Source organism: Microbacterium sp. KU4F (genome assembly GCF_056868075.1).
Genome location: NZ_CP200324.1, coordinates 2,120,714 through 2,137,727, shown reverse-complemented (window position 1 = coordinate 2,137,727; position 17,014 = coordinate 2,120,714). Strand labels below are relative to the sequence as shown.

At 68.0% G+C, this 17,014-nt stretch carries 18 protein-coding genes; 6 read left to right on the top strand and 12 right to left on the bottom strand.

The window, feature by feature from the left end:
* Nucleotides 1-182 precede the first annotated feature (182 nt).
* Nucleotides 183-518, bottom strand: a complete 336-nt coding sequence (locus tag AC1VNH_RS10885) for a winged helix-turn-helix transcriptional regulator (protein WP_344226972.1) — start codon at nt 516-518, stop codon at nt 183-185.
* Nucleotides 519-582: 64 nt separating this feature from the next.
* Between AC1VNH_RS10885 and AC1VNH_RS10880 the strand changes: the two genes are divergently transcribed.
* Entirely contained in the window at nt 583-1,245 is a 663-nt protein-coding gene (locus tag AC1VNH_RS10880; protein ID WP_483111371.1) for an FMN-dependent NADH-azoreductase, read from the top strand.
* Nucleotides 1,246-1,396: 151 nt separating this feature from the next.
* Here the strand turns inward: AC1VNH_RS10880 and AC1VNH_RS10875 are convergent, their stop codons facing one another.
* Nucleotides 1,397-2,824, bottom strand: coding sequence for a CCA tRNA nucleotidyltransferase (locus tag AC1VNH_RS10875; RefSeq protein WP_483111370.1), 1,428 nt, complete (start codon nt 2,822-2,824; stop codon nt 1,397-1,399).
* Nucleotides 2,825-2,833: 9 nt separating this feature from the next.
* On the bottom strand, nt 2,834-4,327 hold the full coding sequence (locus AC1VNH_RS10870; protein WP_483111369.1) for a DUF7059 domain-containing protein: 1,494 nt from the start codon (nt 4,325-4,327) through the stop codon (nt 2,834-2,836).
* Between the two features lie 104 nt (nt 4,328-4,431).
* Here AC1VNH_RS10870 and AC1VNH_RS10865 point away from each other — a divergent pair, with 104 nt between their 5' ends.
* The 4 genes from AC1VNH_RS10865 (at nt 4,432) to trxA (ending at nt 9,534) form a co-directional block, all read left to right on the top strand.
* A complete protein-coding gene (locus AC1VNH_RS10865) occupies nt 4,432-6,504 on the top strand; it encodes a DUF6049 family protein (RefSeq protein ID WP_483111368.1) in 2,073 nt (690 codons plus the stop codon).
* Entirely contained in the window at nt 6,501-8,102 is a 1,602-nt protein-coding gene (gene murJ / locus AC1VNH_RS10860) for a murein biosynthesis integral membrane protein MurJ (RefSeq protein ID WP_483111367.1), read from the top strand. The genes AC1VNH_RS10865 and murJ overlap by 4 nt, the downstream gene beginning before the upstream one ends.
* Before the next feature lie 70 nt (nt 8,103-8,172).
* The gene (gene trxB / locus AC1VNH_RS10855; RefSeq protein WP_483111366.1) at nt 8,173-9,150 is read left to right on the top strand and encodes a thioredoxin-disulfide reductase; all 978 of its coding nucleotides are present in this window, start codon (nt 8,173-8,175) and stop codon (nt 9,148-9,150) included.
* Between the two features lie 60 nt (nt 9,151-9,210).
* Complete coding sequence (trxA, locus tag AC1VNH_RS10850) at nt 9,211-9,534, top strand: thioredoxin (RefSeq protein ID WP_483111364.1); 324 nt, start codon at nt 9,211-9,213, stop codon at nt 9,532-9,534.
* 58 nt (nt 9,535-9,592) lie between these two features.
* On the opposite strand, the gene AC1VNH_RS10845 is transcribed toward trxA, so the two are convergent.
* From AC1VNH_RS10845 to rpmH, 9 genes are all read right to left on the bottom strand, one after another.
* Nucleotides 9,593-9,934 (bottom strand): tryptophan synthase subunit alpha, encoded by a 342-nt coding sequence (locus AC1VNH_RS10845; RefSeq protein ID WP_309734142.1) that lies wholly within the window; start codon nt 9,932-9,934, stop codon nt 9,593-9,595.
* Between the two features lie 237 nt (nt 9,935-10,171).
* Complete coding sequence (locus tag AC1VNH_RS10840) at nt 10,172-11,134, bottom strand: ParB/RepB/Spo0J family partition protein (RefSeq protein ID WP_483111362.1); 963 nt, start codon at nt 11,132-11,134, stop codon at nt 10,172-10,174.
* Nucleotides 11,134-12,078 carry a ParA family protein gene (locus AC1VNH_RS10835; RefSeq protein ID WP_483111360.1) on the bottom strand — a complete coding sequence of 315 codons (945 nt, stop codon included), beginning with the start codon at nt 12,076-12,078 and terminating at the stop codon, nt 11,134-11,136. Before AC1VNH_RS10835 ends, AC1VNH_RS10840 begins: the two co-directional genes overlap by 1 nt.
* A gap of 85 nt (nt 12,079-12,163) precedes the next feature.
* Nucleotides 12,164-12,796, bottom strand: a complete 633-nt coding sequence (rsmG, locus tag AC1VNH_RS10830; RefSeq protein ID WP_483111359.1) for a 16S rRNA (guanine(527)-N(7))-methyltransferase RsmG — start codon at nt 12,794-12,796, stop codon at nt 12,164-12,166.
* Between the two features lie 20 nt (nt 12,797-12,816).
* A complete protein-coding gene (locus tag AC1VNH_RS10825; protein ID WP_344226949.1) occupies nt 12,817-13,311 on the bottom strand; it encodes a Jag family protein in 495 nt (164 codons plus the stop codon).
* A 10-nt stretch (nt 13,312-13,321) separates the two neighbouring features.
* Nucleotides 13,322-14,419: a membrane protein insertase YidC gene (yidC, locus tag AC1VNH_RS10820; RefSeq protein ID WP_483111357.1), complete on the bottom strand. Its 1,098-nt coding sequence runs from the start codon at nt 14,417-14,419 to the stop codon at nt 13,322-13,324.
* A 5-nt stretch (nt 14,420-14,424) separates the two neighbouring features.
* Nucleotides 14,425-14,802, bottom strand: coding sequence for a membrane protein insertion efficiency factor YidD (yidD, locus tag AC1VNH_RS10815; protein WP_483111356.1), 378 nt, complete (start codon nt 14,800-14,802; stop codon nt 14,425-14,427).
* Entirely contained in the window at nt 14,778-15,050 is a 273-nt protein-coding gene (gene rnpA, locus AC1VNH_RS10810) for a ribonuclease P protein component (RefSeq protein WP_460739875.1), read from the bottom strand. The genes yidD and rnpA overlap by 25 nt, the downstream gene beginning before the upstream one ends.
* A gap of 71 nt (nt 15,051-15,121) precedes the next feature.
* Complete coding sequence (gene rpmH, locus AC1VNH_RS10805; protein ID WP_022879826.1) at nt 15,122-15,259, bottom strand: 50S ribosomal protein L34; 138 nt, start codon at nt 15,257-15,259, stop codon at nt 15,122-15,124.
* A gap of 291 nt (nt 15,260-15,550) precedes the next feature.
* On the opposite strand from rpmH, the gene dnaA reads away from it, so the two are divergent.
* Nucleotides 15,551-16,963, top strand: a complete 1,413-nt coding sequence (gene dnaA / locus AC1VNH_RS10800) for a chromosomal replication initiator protein DnaA (RefSeq protein ID WP_483111355.1) — start codon at nt 15,551-15,553, stop codon at nt 16,961-16,963.
* The last annotated feature ends 51 nt before the right edge of the window (nt 16,964-17,014 follow it).

Genomic DNA, 17,014 nt, shown 5'->3' with positions numbered 1-17,014 from the left:
TTCGGGCCCCGATTCTTGCGCCAAGTGGGACATGCCCTGCGGGAAGTGGGACATGCTGACAGCGGGCGTGCGCACTGGCGGGAGGCGGACATGCGCACCGCACCGGGCGAACCACGGGCAGGCGCACCCGGAGGAAGCCGGGGTAGGCGCACCGGCGGGTGCGGAGGGCGTGGGGGGCGGGGTCAGCGGGAGGCGGAGAGGTTGCCGTCGGCCCAGGCACCCAGCTGGGCGAGGATCGGCACGAGGCGAGCCCCGGCATCCGTCAGCGTGTAGGAGACCGCGACCGGCGGGCCCGCATCCACCTCACGGACGACCAGCCCGGCATCGGCGAGCTCGACGAGACGATCCGAGAGCACGGCGTCGCTGATGCCGGTGACGGCCCGGCGCAATCCCACGAACGACAACGCCCCCTCGCCCAGAACGTCGAGGATCATGCCGTTCCAGCGCTTGCCGAGAACAGAGAAGGCGCGCGAGACGGCGGCGTCGCACTGACGCTCATCGTGCTGGTCTCCGGCCACGCCCCTCAGTCTAGTCGTGCTAGCGTACACGTAGTCACTCTCTTTTTCATAGCCGCTAGGTCGATTGGAGCATTATGTCCCTCTTCCGTCTGGATGCGAGCATCCTTCCCCCACCTCCGCCAGCCGCGCCCTCGGCGACATCGTCGAGACCGAGTGGCTCGCCACGCACACCGACCAGACCGTCGTCCGCCGCGACCTGTCTGCCGAACCGATCCCCGCCACCGCATGGGCGGCAGCGGTCACCGGCAGGAACCTCCCCGAAGCCGACCGCACCGCCGAGCAGCGCGAGGCCCTCGCCCTGGCGACGCGTCTCGCCGACGAGCTCATCGACGCCGACGCGCTCCTGCTGACGATCCCCCTCTACAACTACGGCGTCTCGCAGCACGCGAAGACCTGGTTCGACCTGGCCTACACCGACCCGCGCATCGACCCGCAGGGCACGGCGCTGCGCGGCAAGCCCGCCGTGCTGGTCACGGTGCTCGGCGGCAACTACGACGCCGGCACGCCCAAGGAGGGCTGGGATCACTCCACCGCGTGGCTCCGTCGCGTGCTCGAAGACGTCTGGCGCCTCGATCTGCGCGTCGTGCAGCGCTCCTTCACCCTCGTGGGCGTGAACCCCGCGCTCGATCAGTTCTCCGAGGTCGCCGCCGACATAAAGTCCGCCGCCGAGGAGGCCGCGCGCGAGGGCGGTCGTGCCATCGCAGAGGCCGCGTCCGCCACGGTCTGACCCGCCGCATCCCTCCCGCCGGAGATCTCCGCCCGTCAGGACGATTCACGTCAGATCGTCCTGACGGGCGGATATCTCCTGTTGAGCGGATGCGGCCACGTCAGCGGATGCGGCAACGCACCCGCCGCGGCCACACGCCCGCCGCGACGGGTCAGCCGCGCGCGGCCCACCAGTCGCGCAGACGGCGCTCGCTCTCCTCGGGCCCCAGCACGCCCTCATCCAGCCGCAGATCGAGGAGGAATCGGTACGCCTCGCCCACCTCTCGGCCGGGTGAGATGCCGAGGATGCGCTGGATCTCGTTGCCGTCGAGCTCCGGACGGATGGCGTCCAGCTCCTCCTGGGCCCGAAGCTCGTCGATGCGCCGCTCGATGTCGTCGTATGCCAGACGCAGCCGCGTCGCCTTGCGCTTGTTGCGCGTGGTCACGTCGGCCCGGGTCAGGATGTGGAGCCGCTCCAGCTCGTCGCCGGCATCGCGCACATAGCGGCGCACCGCCGCATCCGTCCATGCGCCCTCGGCGTAGCCGAAGAAGCGCAGATGCAGCTCGATCAGCAGGGCGACGGAGTCGATCGTCGCCGAATCGAACCGCAACTCGCGCAGGCGCTTGCGCGCCATCCGCGACCCCTTCACGTCGTGGTGGTGGAAGGTGACCGCACCGCCCGGCTCGAGCCGGCGCGTCGCGGGCTTGCCGATGTCGTGCAGAAGGGCCGCGAGCCGCAGCGGCACGTCGGGCGCGGTGTCCGGGTGTCGGGTGCGCTCGAGTTCGATCGCCTGCCGGAGCACGGTGAGCGAGTGCTCGTAGACGTCCTTGTGGTGGTGGTGCTCGTCGACCTCGAGACGCAGCGCCGGCACCTCCGGAAGGAACTGGTCGATCAGCCCCGTCTCCACCAGCAGCCGCAGGCCGCGGACCGGATCGTCGGTCTGCAGGAGACGCACGAGCTCGCTCTGGATGCGCTCCGGGCTCACGATCCGCAGCGTCTCACGCAGCTCGGTGATCGCCGCGACCGCGTCGGCGTCGACCGTGAAACCGAGCTGCGACGAGAAGCGCGCCGCACGAAGCATCCGCAGGGGGTCGTCGCCGAAGCTGATCCGCGCATCGGCGGGGGTGCGCAGCACACCCGCGACGAGGTCCTCGATGCCGCCGTGCGGATCGACCAGCTGCGGTCCGGGCACCCGCAGCGCCATCGCGTTGACGGTGAAGTCGCGGCGGACGAGATCGGACTCGAGCGAGTCGCCGAACGCGACGACCGGCTTGCGCGTCTCGCCGTCGTAGGCGTCGGCGCGGTAGGTGGTGATCTCCACCTGCTCGCCGCGGATGCGGGCGCCGATCGTGCCGAACGCCCGGCCGATGTCCCACTGCGCGGTCGAGATCGGCGTGACGATGCGCAGGATCTCGTCGGGGTCCGCATCCGTCGTGAAGTCCAGGTCGTGTGTCGTGCGACCCAGCAGCGCATCGCGCACCGGGCCGCCGACGACGGCGAGCTCGCGCCCCGCAGCGGTGAAGGCGTCGGCGAGCACGACGACGACGGGTGAGGAGGCGAGAGTGCCCAGCCGCGCGAGACCCTCGGCCATATTGAGCATGCAAAGAGCCTAATCGGCCACGTCGTGCGGCACTTCCAGCATCCCGGTCAGCACGAGCTCGCGAACCCGCGGAAGCAGGTCCGCACGGAGTGCTGCGGCATCGACCTCGAGCAGATCGGCGATCGCGTCGATGAGCACGCCCACGGGCAGTTCCCCGTCGCTCGCTCCCACGAGTGCGGCGAGCGCCGGATCGGCGGACACCGTGCGCGCGAGGCCGCCTCCCTGTCGCAGCTCGATCACGCTCGGCGCCTCCGCACCGGGAAGGTGATGCCGCGCCTCCGTGACGTCGGTGGACACGCGCAGCACGGATGCCGCGAGCAGCATGTCGTCGGCGCGATCCAGCCACGCCGCCGCCCGCCACACCGCGGCGGTGTGCGCGGCGAGCACGGCGGTGTCGACCGCCTGCGCCACTCTCTCGAAGCGGCGCAGCCTCGAGCCGCGCATGAGCTGCACCCACCCCAGCCCCACGCCCTCGACGCCGCGGGTCTCGAAATCGTCGAGCCAGGCGCCGATCAGCGCCTCATGCTCCTCGCTGCCGGGCCTCGTGCCGCCATCGCGCACCCAGAGCTCTGCGTACCGGGCCGGATCGAGCTGTTCGCGCTCGATCACCCACGCGCCGACGCCCTCCGTCCACGCGCGTACCCGCTCCAACCCGGCGAGAGAGTCGCGCTCCTCCCAGTTGCCCAGCATGATCGCCCGGCCTCCGTCGACGAGATGGGATGAGGCGCCGGTCACGACCTCGCGCATGAGTTCGTCCCCTGCCCTGCCGCCGTCGCGGTACTCGTAGGCGGGCACGCCGCCGGCACGCGGGGTGATGACGAACGGCGGGTTCGATGCGATCAGCTCGAAGCTCTCGTCGCCGACGGGCTCGTACAGACTGCCCTCGCGGACGTCGATGCCCTCCAGGTGGTTGAGCGCCGCGCCCAGCTTCGTGAACCACAGCGCGCGCGGCGAGATGTCGGTCGCGACGACGTCGAAACCCCTCCGATGCAGCTCGAACGCCACCAGCCCGCAGCCGCATCCGAGGTCGAGAGCGCGCCCGCTTCCGACCGCCGGCAGCAGTGAGACGAGCGTCCGACCCGCACCCCCGACGCCGAGCACATGGTCCGGACGCAACGGGAACACGCCTGCCAGCTCGTCCAGATCGCTCGCGATCCACCCCTCGCCGCCGTCGGCGAAGACGTGCGGGCGCACCGCCACCGTGGGCGCCGCATCCTGACCACGCCGCTCGATGACGCCGAGCCGTTCCGCATCCTCGAGTCCCGTGCCGGGCAGTGCCGCAGCGACGGATGCGGCGTCGACGACGTCCCCCAGCACGAACAGGCGCGCGAGCACGGCGACGGCATCGTGCGGATGCCGCGCGAGGGCCCGTCGGGCCGGCACGGCGACAGCCCGCGCGAGCGCCGACTCCGCGTCCTCGCCGATGAGCGAGCGAAGAGCCTCGGTCGTGAAGCCGGCAGCGCGCAGATCGTCGGCGAGGCGGTGGGCGATGGCGGTGTGCATGAGTCCATTCAACCCGGGCGTGCGCTCGGTGAATCCCAGGCCGGGGCCCGTAGACTCGCTCCCGACCCTGCGGACTCTCCGCACAGGAGCCTGCTCAGCTACGAATGATTCCGACTTCGGCCCGCACGGGCACCCCCGCGTTCCGGCGGCGACGACTTCTGCTCGCGCCGCTCATCGCCGTCGCGATCGTCCTGGGGATCGCCGCTCCCGCAGCGGCCGCCACCCCGACCCCCTCGCCCTCTTCGACCGGGACCGTCGACGTCTCCGTGGCACCGCTGTCCGGCGGGGTGCTGGCGGTGGGCGAGGCGCTCACGGCCCTCGTCTCGCTCGAGAACAGCACGGCTTCACGAACTCCGGCGTCGACGGCGGAACTGATGCTCGGAGATGCACCGCTGGACGGGTCCGCGGCTCTCGACGCCTGGCTGTCGGGGTCGGCCGATGCCCCGGCGGGGCGCGTCGTCGGATCCAGCGCGGTCGAGGAGACCCCACCCGGGCAATCGAGCTCGGCGAGCGTGATCGTCGCGGCCGACGACCCCGCGCTCGCGGGTCGCGGCGCGGGGGTATATCCCCTGTGGGTCAGCCTCGCGGGCAAGACGGCACGCTCCGTGGTCACGATCGGTACCGGCCCCTCGGGTACCGTCGCGGTCGTCGTGCCCGTCACGGCTCCGGCCCTGACGGCGGGGATGCTGTCGACCGATCAGTTGGCCTCCCTCACCGCATCCGACGGCGCACTCACGGCACAACTGGATGCCGTCGCGGGAACCTCGGCGATCCTCGCGGTCGACCCCGCGATCGTGGCCTCGATCCGGGCGCGCGGAACGTCCGCTCCGGAGTCCGCCCGGGCATGGCTGCAGCGGCTCATGGACCTGCCGAACTCGCGGTTCGCACTGCAGTACGGCGACGCCGACGTGAGCACGCAGTTCGCGGCGGGGCTCGGCGCACCGCTCGCGCCGACGTCGTTGAACGCGTACGTGGATCTGAAGGCGCAGCCGGTCGCTCCCACACCGGCGCCGACGGACCAGCAGCAATCCGCGTCCACGCCCCCGACCCTCGAGGCGCTCCTGGACGTGGGTGCCGACGCAGGAACGACGATCTACTGGCCGCCGTCGGGCACGGCCTCACCGGAGCTCGTCGGATGGCTCACCGCGGCGACGCCGGACGCGCTCACGATCGTCGACAGCACGCAGGTGTCGGCAGCATCCCCCTCGCACGCGCGAACCGGCGGCGGAGAGCTGCTCGTCGCGTCGGCCGGCGCGTCCGCCGCACTGCAGGCCGCATCCACCGCCACCGAACCCACCACGCGTGCAGCGGATGCCGCGGCCGCGGCCGCGCATCTGACGTTCGCGTCGGCCTCGGCGCAGGGCTCCCCCGTTCTCGTCACCCTGGGACGATCGGCCACGCGCGACCCGCAGGGCCTGCGCGGAGCGATCTCCGCGGCGACCACGGGCATGACAGCGGTGGGGCTGTCGAGCGTGCTCGGCGCCTCCCCGACCGACATTGAGGTCTCGGCGGGCGCGGTCGACCCGGCGCGCCCGGCAGCGCTGACGAGCATGCTCGCCGGTGCGGCACAGATCGACAGCTTCGCCACGATCCTCGACGACCCGTCGTTGCTGACCGGCCGTGAGCGCGCCGCCATCCTCCAGGTGCTGGGCGGTGCATGGCTCAGCGATCCGTCGGGGTGGCAGAGCGCCGTCGACGCACACGCGGAGGCCACCACCACGACGCTCGACTCGGTGTCGATCGTGCCATCGACCGCGCTGAACCTGCTCACCGCGGGAACCAATCTGCGCTTCTGGGTGCGCAACGATCTGCCCTATCCGGTGAACGTCGTCCTCGTCGCCACCCCGGATGATCTGCGCGTCGACGTCGAACGTGAGAACGCCGTGGTCGCCGCCGCGGCCGCCAACACGCTCGTCGAGGTGCCCGTGAACGCACGGATCGGCAACGGGGACGTCAAGATCGATCTCAGCCTGCGCAGTCCCGCGTACGTGCCCATCGGACAGACGCAGACGGTCGACGTCAACGTGCGCGCGGACTGGGAGGGAATAGGTCTGGTCGTGCTGGTCGTGCTGGCCACGGGCTTCCTCACGATCGGCATCGTCCGCACCATCCGCCGCCGCAGACGAGACAAGGCGGATGCGGCGCGCACCGACGAGGACATCGAGGAGAACGCGTGAGCGGTCTGGGCCGGGCGAGCGTGCTGCTGGGAGCGGGAACGCTCGTCTCCCGCCTCACCGGACTCATCCGCACCATCGTGCTGGTCGCCGTCCTGGGCACGATGTCATCCCGGGCGGGAGATGCTTTCGCGCAGGCCAACCAGCTGCCGAACAACGTCTACGCCATCATCTCGGCGGGTGTGCTCACGGCAGTCATCGTGCCGCAGATCGTCCGCGCGAGCGCGAGGGAGGATCGGGGCCAGCACTTCATCTCCGCCCTGTTCACCGCGGGGATCGTGGTCCTGCTCGCCGTCACGGCCGTCGCGATGCTGCTCGCGCCCGTGCTCATCACTCTGTACGCCCCCGCCTACACCCCCGAACAGCACGCCCTGGCCACCGCGTTCGCCTACTGGTGCCTGCCGCAGATCTTCTTCTACGGTCTGTACTCGCTCCTCGGAGAGACGCTCAACGCCCGGCGCATCTTCGGACCGTTCACCTGGGCACCGGTGCTCAACAACGTCATCTCCATCGCCGGGTTCCTGCTGCTGATGCTCGTCATCGGCGGAGATCGTTCCGCGGTCTCGGACTGGAGCGCCGCCTCCATCGCCGCCCTGGGGGGCACCGCCACCTTCGGCATCGCGGTGCAGGCGTTGATCCTGCTCGTCTCGTGGCGACGCACGGGGCTCCGGCTACGCCCCGACTTCCACTGGCGCGGGCTCGGATTTCGGAACATGGGCCGTCTCGCCGGCTGGACCGCGGCAATGGTCGTCGTCGGCCAGATCGCCGGCCTCATCCAGAGTCGAGTGATCTCCGAGGCGACCGGCGACGGTGCCTCGACGCTCGCCACCCAGACCGCGTGGCTCATCTTCATGCTCCCCTACTCGGTGATCGTCCTCTCGATCGGAACGCCGTACTTCACGCAGATCAGCGAGCACGCCTCGGCCGGCCGCGACGACGAGGTGCGCGGCGACGTGTCGCGCAGCATCCGCATCATCAGCCTGCTGATCGTCGTGGCGACGGCTGCTCTCGTGGTGGCGTCCGTCCCCGCATCCCGCATCATCGTGAACAACGCGGCGGATGCGGCCGAGCTCGCCCCTGTGCTCATCGCCTACCTCGTGAGCCTGCTGCCGCTGTCGGTGCTCTTCGTGCTGCAGCGCACGTTCTACGCGTACGACGACACGCGCACCCCGTTCGTGTTCACCACTGTCCAGGCCGTCCTCGTCATCGTCACCGCATTGGCGGCCGCGTGGCTCGCGCCCACCCCCTGGCTCGCGGCCGCGGTGGCTCTGGGACAGTCGATCGCCATCACCGTGCAGGCCGTACTCGCCGCCGTCCTGCTGCGCCGACGCATCGGTTCGCTCGGCATCCGATCGTGGTTCGCGGCGATCGGGCGGTACACGATCGCTGCAATCCCCGCTGCCGCAGCCGGATGGGGGGTCTACCTTCTTCTGGGCGGCGACACCGGATGGACGACCTCCGACAAGGTCTACGGCGCCATCGGCACCGCCATCATCGGGGCCGCCACCCTCGTCGTCTACCTGGGCGTGCTCGCGGCACTGCGCACCCCTGAGCTCGCCCCGGCGCTGCGACCGCTTCGCCGCATCCTTTCCAGACGCTGACAAACGGACCGCGGGAATGTCCCGCGGATACCATATGTTGAGCACTTTGAAACCACGAGGGAGAACGCACGTGCGTCAGCTCATCATCATCGGCTCCGGCCCCGCGGGCTACACCGCCGCCATCTACGCGGCCCGGGCCAACCTCAAGCCGCTGGTCATCGCCAGCTCCGTCGAGGTCGGCGGTGAGCTCATGAACACCACCGAGGTGGAGAACTTCCCCGGCTTCCCCGAGGGCATCCAGGGCCCCGAGCTCATGACGAAGATGGAGGAGCAGGCGCGCAAGTTCGGCGCCGAGATCCTCTACCAGGACGTCACCGAGCTCGACCTGACAGGTCCCGTCAAGCGTGTGCAGCTGGGATCGGGCGCGGTCGAGGAGGCCGCCGCCGTGATCTTCGCGACGGGTTCTGCCTACCGCAAGATCGGCCTGCCGAAGGAAGAGCACCTCTCCGGACGCGGTGTGTCGTGGTGTGCGACCTGTGACGGCTTCTTCTTCCGTGAGCGCACGATCGCCGTGGTCGGTGGCGGCGACTCCGCGATGGAGGAGGCCACGTTCCTCACGCGCTTCGCGACGAAGGTCTACGTCATCCACCGTCGCGACGAGCTTCGCGCCTCCAAGATCATGCAGGAGCGCGCGATGGCGAACGACAAGATCGAATTCGTCTGGAACAGCGAGGTCGTCGACATCCTCGGCGACGAAGCGGTCAGCGGTGTGGTCCTGAAGGACACGGTCGATGGATCGACGCGCGAGCTCGACCTGCAGGGTGTGTTCGTCGCGATCGGCAACGACCCGCGCACGAAGCTCGTCCACGGCCAGCTCGACCTGACCCCCGAGGGCACGATCTGGGTCGACGGTCGCTCCTCGCGCACCTCGGTGCCCGGCGTCTTCGCCGCCGGCGACGTGATCGACCCGACCTACCGCCAGGCGGTCACCGCCGCAGCATCCGGAACCATCGCCGCTCTGGACGCGGAGCACTTCCTCGCGGCGCTCGACGAGGCGGGCGCGCCGCAGTCCGACGCTGACCAGATCGAGGGTCTGCCGGTCGTCTGAGGGAACATCCGGACCCCGTCGGGTGTTCGGTACGAGTAAGACTTACGAAGGGAAATGACAATGAGCGCGAAGGCGACCAGCTCGAGCACCTGGAACCAGGACGTCCTCGAAGCAGACGGTCCTGTCCTGGTGGACTTCTGGGCGGAGTGGTGTGGCCCGTGTCGGATGGTGGCCCCGGTTCTCGATGAGATCCAGGCGGAGAACCCCGAGAAGATCACGGTCCTCAAGCTCAACGTGGACGAGAACCCCGATCTCGCGATCAAGTACCAGATCACCTCCATCCCGGCGATGAAGGTGTTCCAGGGTGGCGAGGTGAAGACCACGATCATCGGCGCGAAGCCGAAGTTCGCTCTCGAACAGGATCTGGCCGCCTTCATCGGCTGACCCTCCCCTCACAGAGAAAGGCCCCCGGAGATTCTCCGGGGGCCTTTCTCTGTTCTGTTCAGGACGCTTCGGGGCGGACGGTGGCGTCCCAGCGACGTGAGGTGTTCGTCTCGCCGAGGAGACGCCAGACGGCGCGGGTCAGCGGCGGATAGTCCAGCGCGATCTGACGGAGCACACGGTAGTGACGTGCTTCGGACGGCTTGCTGCCGCCGGCTTCGGCGATGTTCTCTGCACGCAGGAGGAACACGACCAGTTCATCGACCGTGGGGAGGTCCTCCATGAAGTCCCACGGATCCTCCCCCTCGCGAAGTCGCTCGTGGATGAGCGCCGCCAGTTCGTCCGCCGCTTCCGCCCGCAGCAACTCGAGACTCGCTCGACGGCGTGGGGATTCGGAGGTCATGATTCCAGCCTACGTTTCGCTCGGCGCGTCGGGGCCCCGAGCGCTTCGTTTCGTCTCGTCGCTGCGCTCCTCGCTCAACGACCGGGGTCGCCACCGTTTCGTCTCGTCGCTGCGCTCCTCGCTCAACGACCACACAGCCCCTACCGATCGTGGAGCGAGCGAAGCGAGTCGAAACGCAGAGTCGAGACGCGACAAACCGACCGATTTCGGTTCGTCAGGAGCGATTCTGCGCTCCGATCAGCGCGAAGTGCCGAGCTCTTCTTCGCCGAGTTCGCTGAGGATGCGATTCAAATCCTGAATGGTTGCGAAATCTATCGCGATCTGGCCTTTTCGTGCAGAGATGGAGATCTTCACGCGCGTGTTGAGGCGATCACCCAAGCGCTCCGCGATCTCATCGAGATGTGCGCGACGCGCGCCCGCCTTCGGCGCTGGGCGCTTCACCGCGGCGGCACCCTTGGCCGCGGCCTCAGCCGCACGGACGGAGAGATCCTCGTTCACGATCTTGTCCGCGAGGCGCTGCATGCTTTCGCCGTCCTCGACGGAGAGGATCGCGCGGGCATGGCCCGCGGACAGGACACCGGCGGCGACGCGCTGCTGCACCGGCACCGGCAGGCGCAGCAGCCTGATGGTGTTGGAGATCTGAGGGCGCGAGCGTCCGATGCGTGTGGCGAGCTGCTCCTGGGTGATGCCGAAGTCTTCCAGCAGCTGTTGGTAGGCGGACGCCTCCTCGAGTGGGTTCAGCTGTGAGCGGTGAAGGTTCTCGAGCAGCGCATCCCGAAGCAGATCCTCATCCGCCGTCTCGCGGAGGATGGCGGGGATGGTCTCCAGGCCCGCTTCGCGTGCGGCGCGGGTACGCCGCTCCCCCATGATCAGTTCGTACGTGCCGTCTCCCGTATCGCGCACGACGACCGGCTGGAGAACGCCGAACTCGCGCACGGAGTGCACCAGCTCCGCGAGGTCGTCGGGGTCGAAGTTCGTCCGGGGCTGACGAGGGTTCGGGACGATGGCGTGGGGATCCACCTGGATCAGGCGCGCACCCGGGACGGCCAGAAGCTCCTCCTGGGGAGCTTCTTCCTTCGCCGCATCCGACTTCGGTGCGGAGGCACCGGGGAAGAACACGTCGACCGGACGCGCCTCCGACGCCTCCGACGTCGGAATGAGAGCGCCGATTCCTCGACCGAGTCCCGTTCGCTTGGCCATCAGTGTTCTCCTTCGTTCGTGGTCGAGGCAGCCTCATCGGCTTCGCGTGCCAGCAGTTCGACGGCGGCTTCTCGGTAGGCGACCGCGCCCGCCGACTGGCCGTCGTAGGCGATGACGGTCTGACCGAAACTCGGTGCTTCGGACACGCGCACCGAGCGCGGGATCACCGTGTTCAGCACTTCTTTCGGGAAGTGCGCGCGCACTTCCTCGGCCACCTGCTGCGCGAGCCGGGTGCGCCCGTCGTACATCGTCAGCAGGATGGAGGAAACATGAAGCGGCGGATTCAAGTGCTTCTGGATCATCTGAACGCTGCCGAGCAACTGGCTCAGACCCTCGAGAGCGTAGTACTCGCACTGGATGGGGATGAGAACCTCGTCCGCCGCCGTGAAAGCGTTGATGGTGAGCAGCCCGAGTGAGGGCGGGCAGTCGATGAGAACGACGTGCGGCGTCTCTTCGGCCGTGGCGAGATACTCCTCGAGCGCCCGACGCAGTCGATGTTCGCGCGCAACCTGCGAGACGAGCTCGATCTCTGCGCCCGCGAGGTGAATGGTGCTCGGGGCGCAGGTCAGCAGCGGAGACTCGGGGCTCGTCTGAATGATGTCGGCGAGAGGAAACTCGTCGATCAGCACGTCGTAGACGCTCGGGATGTCGGCGGTATGCGGCACACCCAGAGCGGTGGATGCGTTGCCTTGCGGATCGAGATCGATCACCAGCACACGAGCGCCGACGCTGGCCAGCGCGGCCGCCAGATTGACGGTGGTCGTCGTCTTACCGACGCCGCCCTTCTGATTCGACACGGTCAGCGTGCGTGTCCCGGTCGGCAGGGTTACGGTGGAGTCCTCGAGCGCACGCCGTCGCGCGCGCAAGTCCGCGAGTTCGCGGGCAAGAGGGGTGTCGTCACCGAAGTCCGTCGCGGTGTCGTCGGATTGTTTCACGTGAAACACTTCGCCTTTCGCCAGCATCGAACTCTGTCCACTCTAATCGTCAGCATCGACAGCCACGGCGCGATGTTTCACGTGAAACATCGCGTCAGGAACGCTGTATCCGTCCGCGGACGACGCGGGTCGGCGTTTCCAGGATGCCTTCACCGACGACCTCTACACGCAGATCGACCACGCGGTGAGAACGGGCCTGCTTTACCGCCTTCTCGATCTCTGCGTCAGCCGCAGCCCCCTTGAGGAGAATCAGCTCTCCACCATCACGGACGAGTGGTGCCGTGATCGGAAGAAGGGTGCGCAAGGCGCTCACCGCGCGGGCGGTCACGGCATCGAGAACCGCTCCATGCGTCCAATCCTGCGACCGACCGCGGAACACCTCCACATTGCGCAACGCGAGGTCATCCACCTGCTCCTGCAACCACTGGGTGCGTCGCTCCATCGGCTCGATCAGCACCCACTCGACATCAGGTCGGGCGATCGCTCCCACGATCCCTGGCAACCCCGCGCCGGACCCGACATCTCCGATCCGACCCGCCGGAACGAGCGGTGCCATGACCGCACTGTTCAGAATGTGGCGTGTCCACAGCCGTGGCAGCTCCAGCGGACCGATGAGCCCGCGCAACTCGCCTTCCTTCGCCAGGTTCCGCGTGAATGCGCGGGCGCGATCGATCCCGTCACCGAAGATCGCGGCCGCCGTATCCGGCTCCTGCTCGAGATCGTCCATCAATGTTTCACGTGAAACACTCACGCGCGCCGAAGCACCGTATGACGCTGAGCGCCCTCGCCATAGGACTCGGACACCAGGCCGCGCTCGGCCGCGATGTCGTGCACCACCTTGCGCTCGTAGCTCGACATCGCGGGAAGCGAGGCCTGAGATGCGCCGTCCTCCAGTCGCGAAGCAGCGCGGTCGACAAGCGCCTCGAGCTCTCGGCGCCGCGCGTCGCGCGAACCACTGACATCGAGGATGAGGCGCGAGAACCGACCGGTGCGGTTCTGCACAGCGAGGCGGGTCAGATCCTGAAGAGCGCTGACCGTGTCCGGGTCCGCCAGCACGCGAAGCGAGTCGTCACCATCCGATTCGATGGACACGTACGCGCGGTCGTTACGAACATCCAGCGCCAGGTCGCCGCCGATGTCAGCGATATCGAGCAGACCCTCCAGGAAGTCGGCGGCGACGTCGCCCTCCTGCTCGAGCTGCTCGACCGAGTCGGTCGCGGTGGGGGAGAGATCAGAGGTCATGGCGGGTTCCTCAGCTGGACGGTTCGGAATCGGAGGTGCCGCTCTTGGCGGCGGGCGGCTGCTTGCCGGCCTGCTTCTTCGCGCGCTGCTTCCCGACGGGCTGCTGACGCTTGGGAGCGGCGGCGCGCTTGCGCTCCGCCTCCTCGAGGAGACGCTGCTGCTCGGCCTGGTACTTCTCCATGGGAACGACCTTGCCGCTGCTGTCGATGGCCTTCCCGCGGCGCGCGAGACGCTCCTCGCGAGCCTTCGCGGCCTCGGAGCCGGGCGTCGGCAGGTTTCGAATGACGAGGAACTGCTGCACCATCGTCCAGATGTTGCTGATGAACCAGTACACGACGACGCCGAGCGGGAAGAAGATGCCGGAGAAGACGAAGGCCAACGGCAGGATGTAGAGCATGATGCGCTGCATCTGGTACGCCTGACCCGTCTTGGCCTCGGGCGAGAGATTCTTCGAGATGATCTGCAGCTGCGTGAAGAACTGCGACGCGATCATCAGGACGACAAGAACCAGCAGGATGACGACCGTGACGGTGCCGTCCGGACGGCCCCACGCGCCGACCAGGTTGTCGTGCAGCGACGCACCGAAGAGATTGGCGTTGTAGAACTGCGCCGTCAGATTCGGATCCAGAAGTCCGACACCGCCGACGCCGAGCGTGGCGTGCTTCGCGACATCGTTCAGCACGCTGTAGAGGGAGAAGAAGATCGGCATCTGCACGAGAAGAGGCAGGCAACCGGAGATCGGCGTCGTCCCGTGCTTCTTGTACAGCGCCATCGTCTCGCGGCTCATCGCCTCGCGAGAGAGCTGGTCGCGCTTACCGCGGTACTTCTCCTGCACCTTGCGCAGCTCTGGAGCGATCTCCATCATCTTGCGCTGACTCTTGATCTGCTTGACGAAGAGCGGGATGAGAGCCGCGCGCACGACGATCACGAGGCCGACGATCGACAGAACCCAGGCCAGACCCGAGTCCGCGGGCAGGCCGACGAACGTCCAGATCGCGTGCCAGGCCACGAGCACCAGCTCGACGACCCACTTGAGCGGCCACAGGATCGTCCCGATCAGGTCGAAGCCGCCCGATGATTGCGTCGCGGTCGCAAGTACCAGATCCACGGGGATCAGTCCTTTCTCAGTGGCACGACGAATCCGTGCCGGGTCAGTGCGTGGGAGAAGTTCGCGTGGGCAGGCGGATCATCGATCCCGCCCTCGGCCCAGGGGTGGCACCGCGCGATCCGAGCGGCAGTCAGCGCCGCGCCCTTCACCGCACCGTGCTGCTGAACCGCCCCCACCGCGTAGGCGGAGCAGGACGGGTAGTACTTGCAGACGTCGCCGTACGTATGCGAGATCGTCGCACGGTAACCATGGAGAAGACCGAGCATGAGGTTGCGCGGGAGCAGCGGAATCGCGCGGACCCAGCCGTGCTCCGGCATCGTCGCCTCGCCGACGGACGCCATCGGCAGCGTCGAGGTGCTCACGACGCCCTCCGGGCGAGGCATCGCTTCACTTCTGCGTCGAGCTCCGCGAAGGAGGCATCTGCTCCACCGGGCAGAACGCGCACGACAACGTCCGCGCCCCTGACCACTGTCGGGAGCGCGGACGCGCAGATTGCTTTGAGTCGCCGGCGGACGCGATTGCGAGCGACCGCCGTGCCGACCTTCTTGCTCACGATGAATCCGAACCGTGCGGCACGATCGTCACCGGATGCCACCACGTACGTGACCGTGTGGGGACCGGAACATCGCACGCCGCGACGGACGACAGCCTTGTACTCGGCGCCGTCGGTCAGTCGGTTCGGCCGCGAGAGCAACGGAAGGATCAGGCCGAGAGCTCGGTGCGGCCCTTGGCGCGGCGTGCCGAAAGGATGGCGCGGCCGGCGCGGGTGCGCATGCGAGCGCGGAAGCCGTGCTTCTTGGCGCGACGGCGGTTGTTGGGCTGGAACGTACGCTTGCTCATGGGATCTCTCCGGGAAACGGTTGCCACCCGAAGGCGAAGCCTTCAGACGTGGTCGGGGACTGCCTCGAGGGCATAAGTCAACCGACTAAGACTAAGGCGCGAACCCCCAGAACTCAAACCGCGCAGCTCAACCCGCCATTATCCACAGCGCTGTCCCCGACACCCTGAATCGACACACCCCCGGAACGACGCCGGAGTTTGCTCTCTGGAGCCTCGCTGACTAGCGTGGCTCGCGCAGTTATCCACAGGTGTCGCGCACCGGCGCGTTCTCGCCGGGCCAAGAAGGGGACCATGACCGCGCAAGACACTCCCGACGTCCCGGTGTGGTCGGCGGCTCTCGAGATCCTGGGCGCCGACGCCCGAGTCTCGCCGCAGATGCACGGGTTTCTCAACCTGGCACTCGCCCAGGGCGTGATGTCGGGGTTCCTGTACCTCGACGTCCCCAATGACCTCACCGCCGCACAGCTCAACAAGCGGCTTCGTCCGATGATCCTCGAAGCCCTCGCGCAGGCGTCGACGAACGAGGTCACCGGCTTCAGAGTCGTCGTCAATCCGGAGCTGATCGATGCGCACCTCACGGCGGAGGTACCGGTGCAGACGATGGTCATCGAGCAGCCCGTCGCCGCACCCGCGCCGGCGGCCGAGCCCGCGGATCCCGCATCCGCTCGGGCAGACACTCGTCTGAACCCGAAGTACACCTTCGACCGGTTCGTCATCGGCCAGTCGAACCGCTTCGCCCACGCGGCGGCGGTCGCCGTCGCGGAAGCACCCGCCAAGGCGTACAACCCGCTGTTCATCTACGGCGACTCGGGACTCGGAAAGACGCACCTGCTGCACGCCATCGGCGACTACGCCCTGAGCCTGTATCCCGGTATCCGCGTGCGCTACGTCTCGAGCGAAGAGTTCACGAACGACTTCATCAACTCCATCGCCAACAACCGAGGCTCCGCGTTCCAGGCGCGCTACCGCGACGTCGACATCCTCCTGATCGACGACATCCAGTTCCTCCAGGGCCGCGCCGAGACACAGGAAGCCTTCTTCCACACCTTCAACACCCTCCACGATCACGACAAGCAGGTCGTGATCACCAGCGACGTCCCGCCCAAGCACCTCACCGGCTTCGAGGATCGGATGCGGAGCCGGTTCGAGTGGGGTCTGATCACCGATGTTCAGGCTCCTGACCTCGAGACCCGCATCGCCATCCTCCGCAAGAAGGCGCAGAACGAGCGGCTCCAGATCCCGCCGGAGGTCATGGAGTACATCGCGACCGTCGTCTCCAGCAACATCCGCGAGCTCGAGGGCGCCCTCATCCGCGTCTCGGCCTTCGCCAGCCTCAACCGGTCGACGCTCGACATGTCACTGGCACAGCAGGTGCTGCGAGACATCGTCGACCAGGACGACACCAACGTCATCTCGCCGACGGACATCATCACGGCCACGGCGCAGTACTTCAAGCTGTCGGTCGACGACCTCTACGGATCGAGCCGTTCGCAGGCGATCGCGACCGCTCGGCAGATCGCTATGTATCTGTGCCGGGAGCGCACGAACCTCTCGTTGCCGAAGATCGGTCAGCTCTTCGGCAACCGCGACCATACGACCGTCATGTACGCCTACAAGAAGATCAGCGACCTCATGAAGGAGCGTCGTTCGATCTACAACCAGGTCTCTGAGATCACCACCCAGCTCGGTAGAGCAGGGCGTTGACACCCCTCGAACCCCACGGCCCCGCGCCGTGGGGTTCGTCGTTTGCTGCGC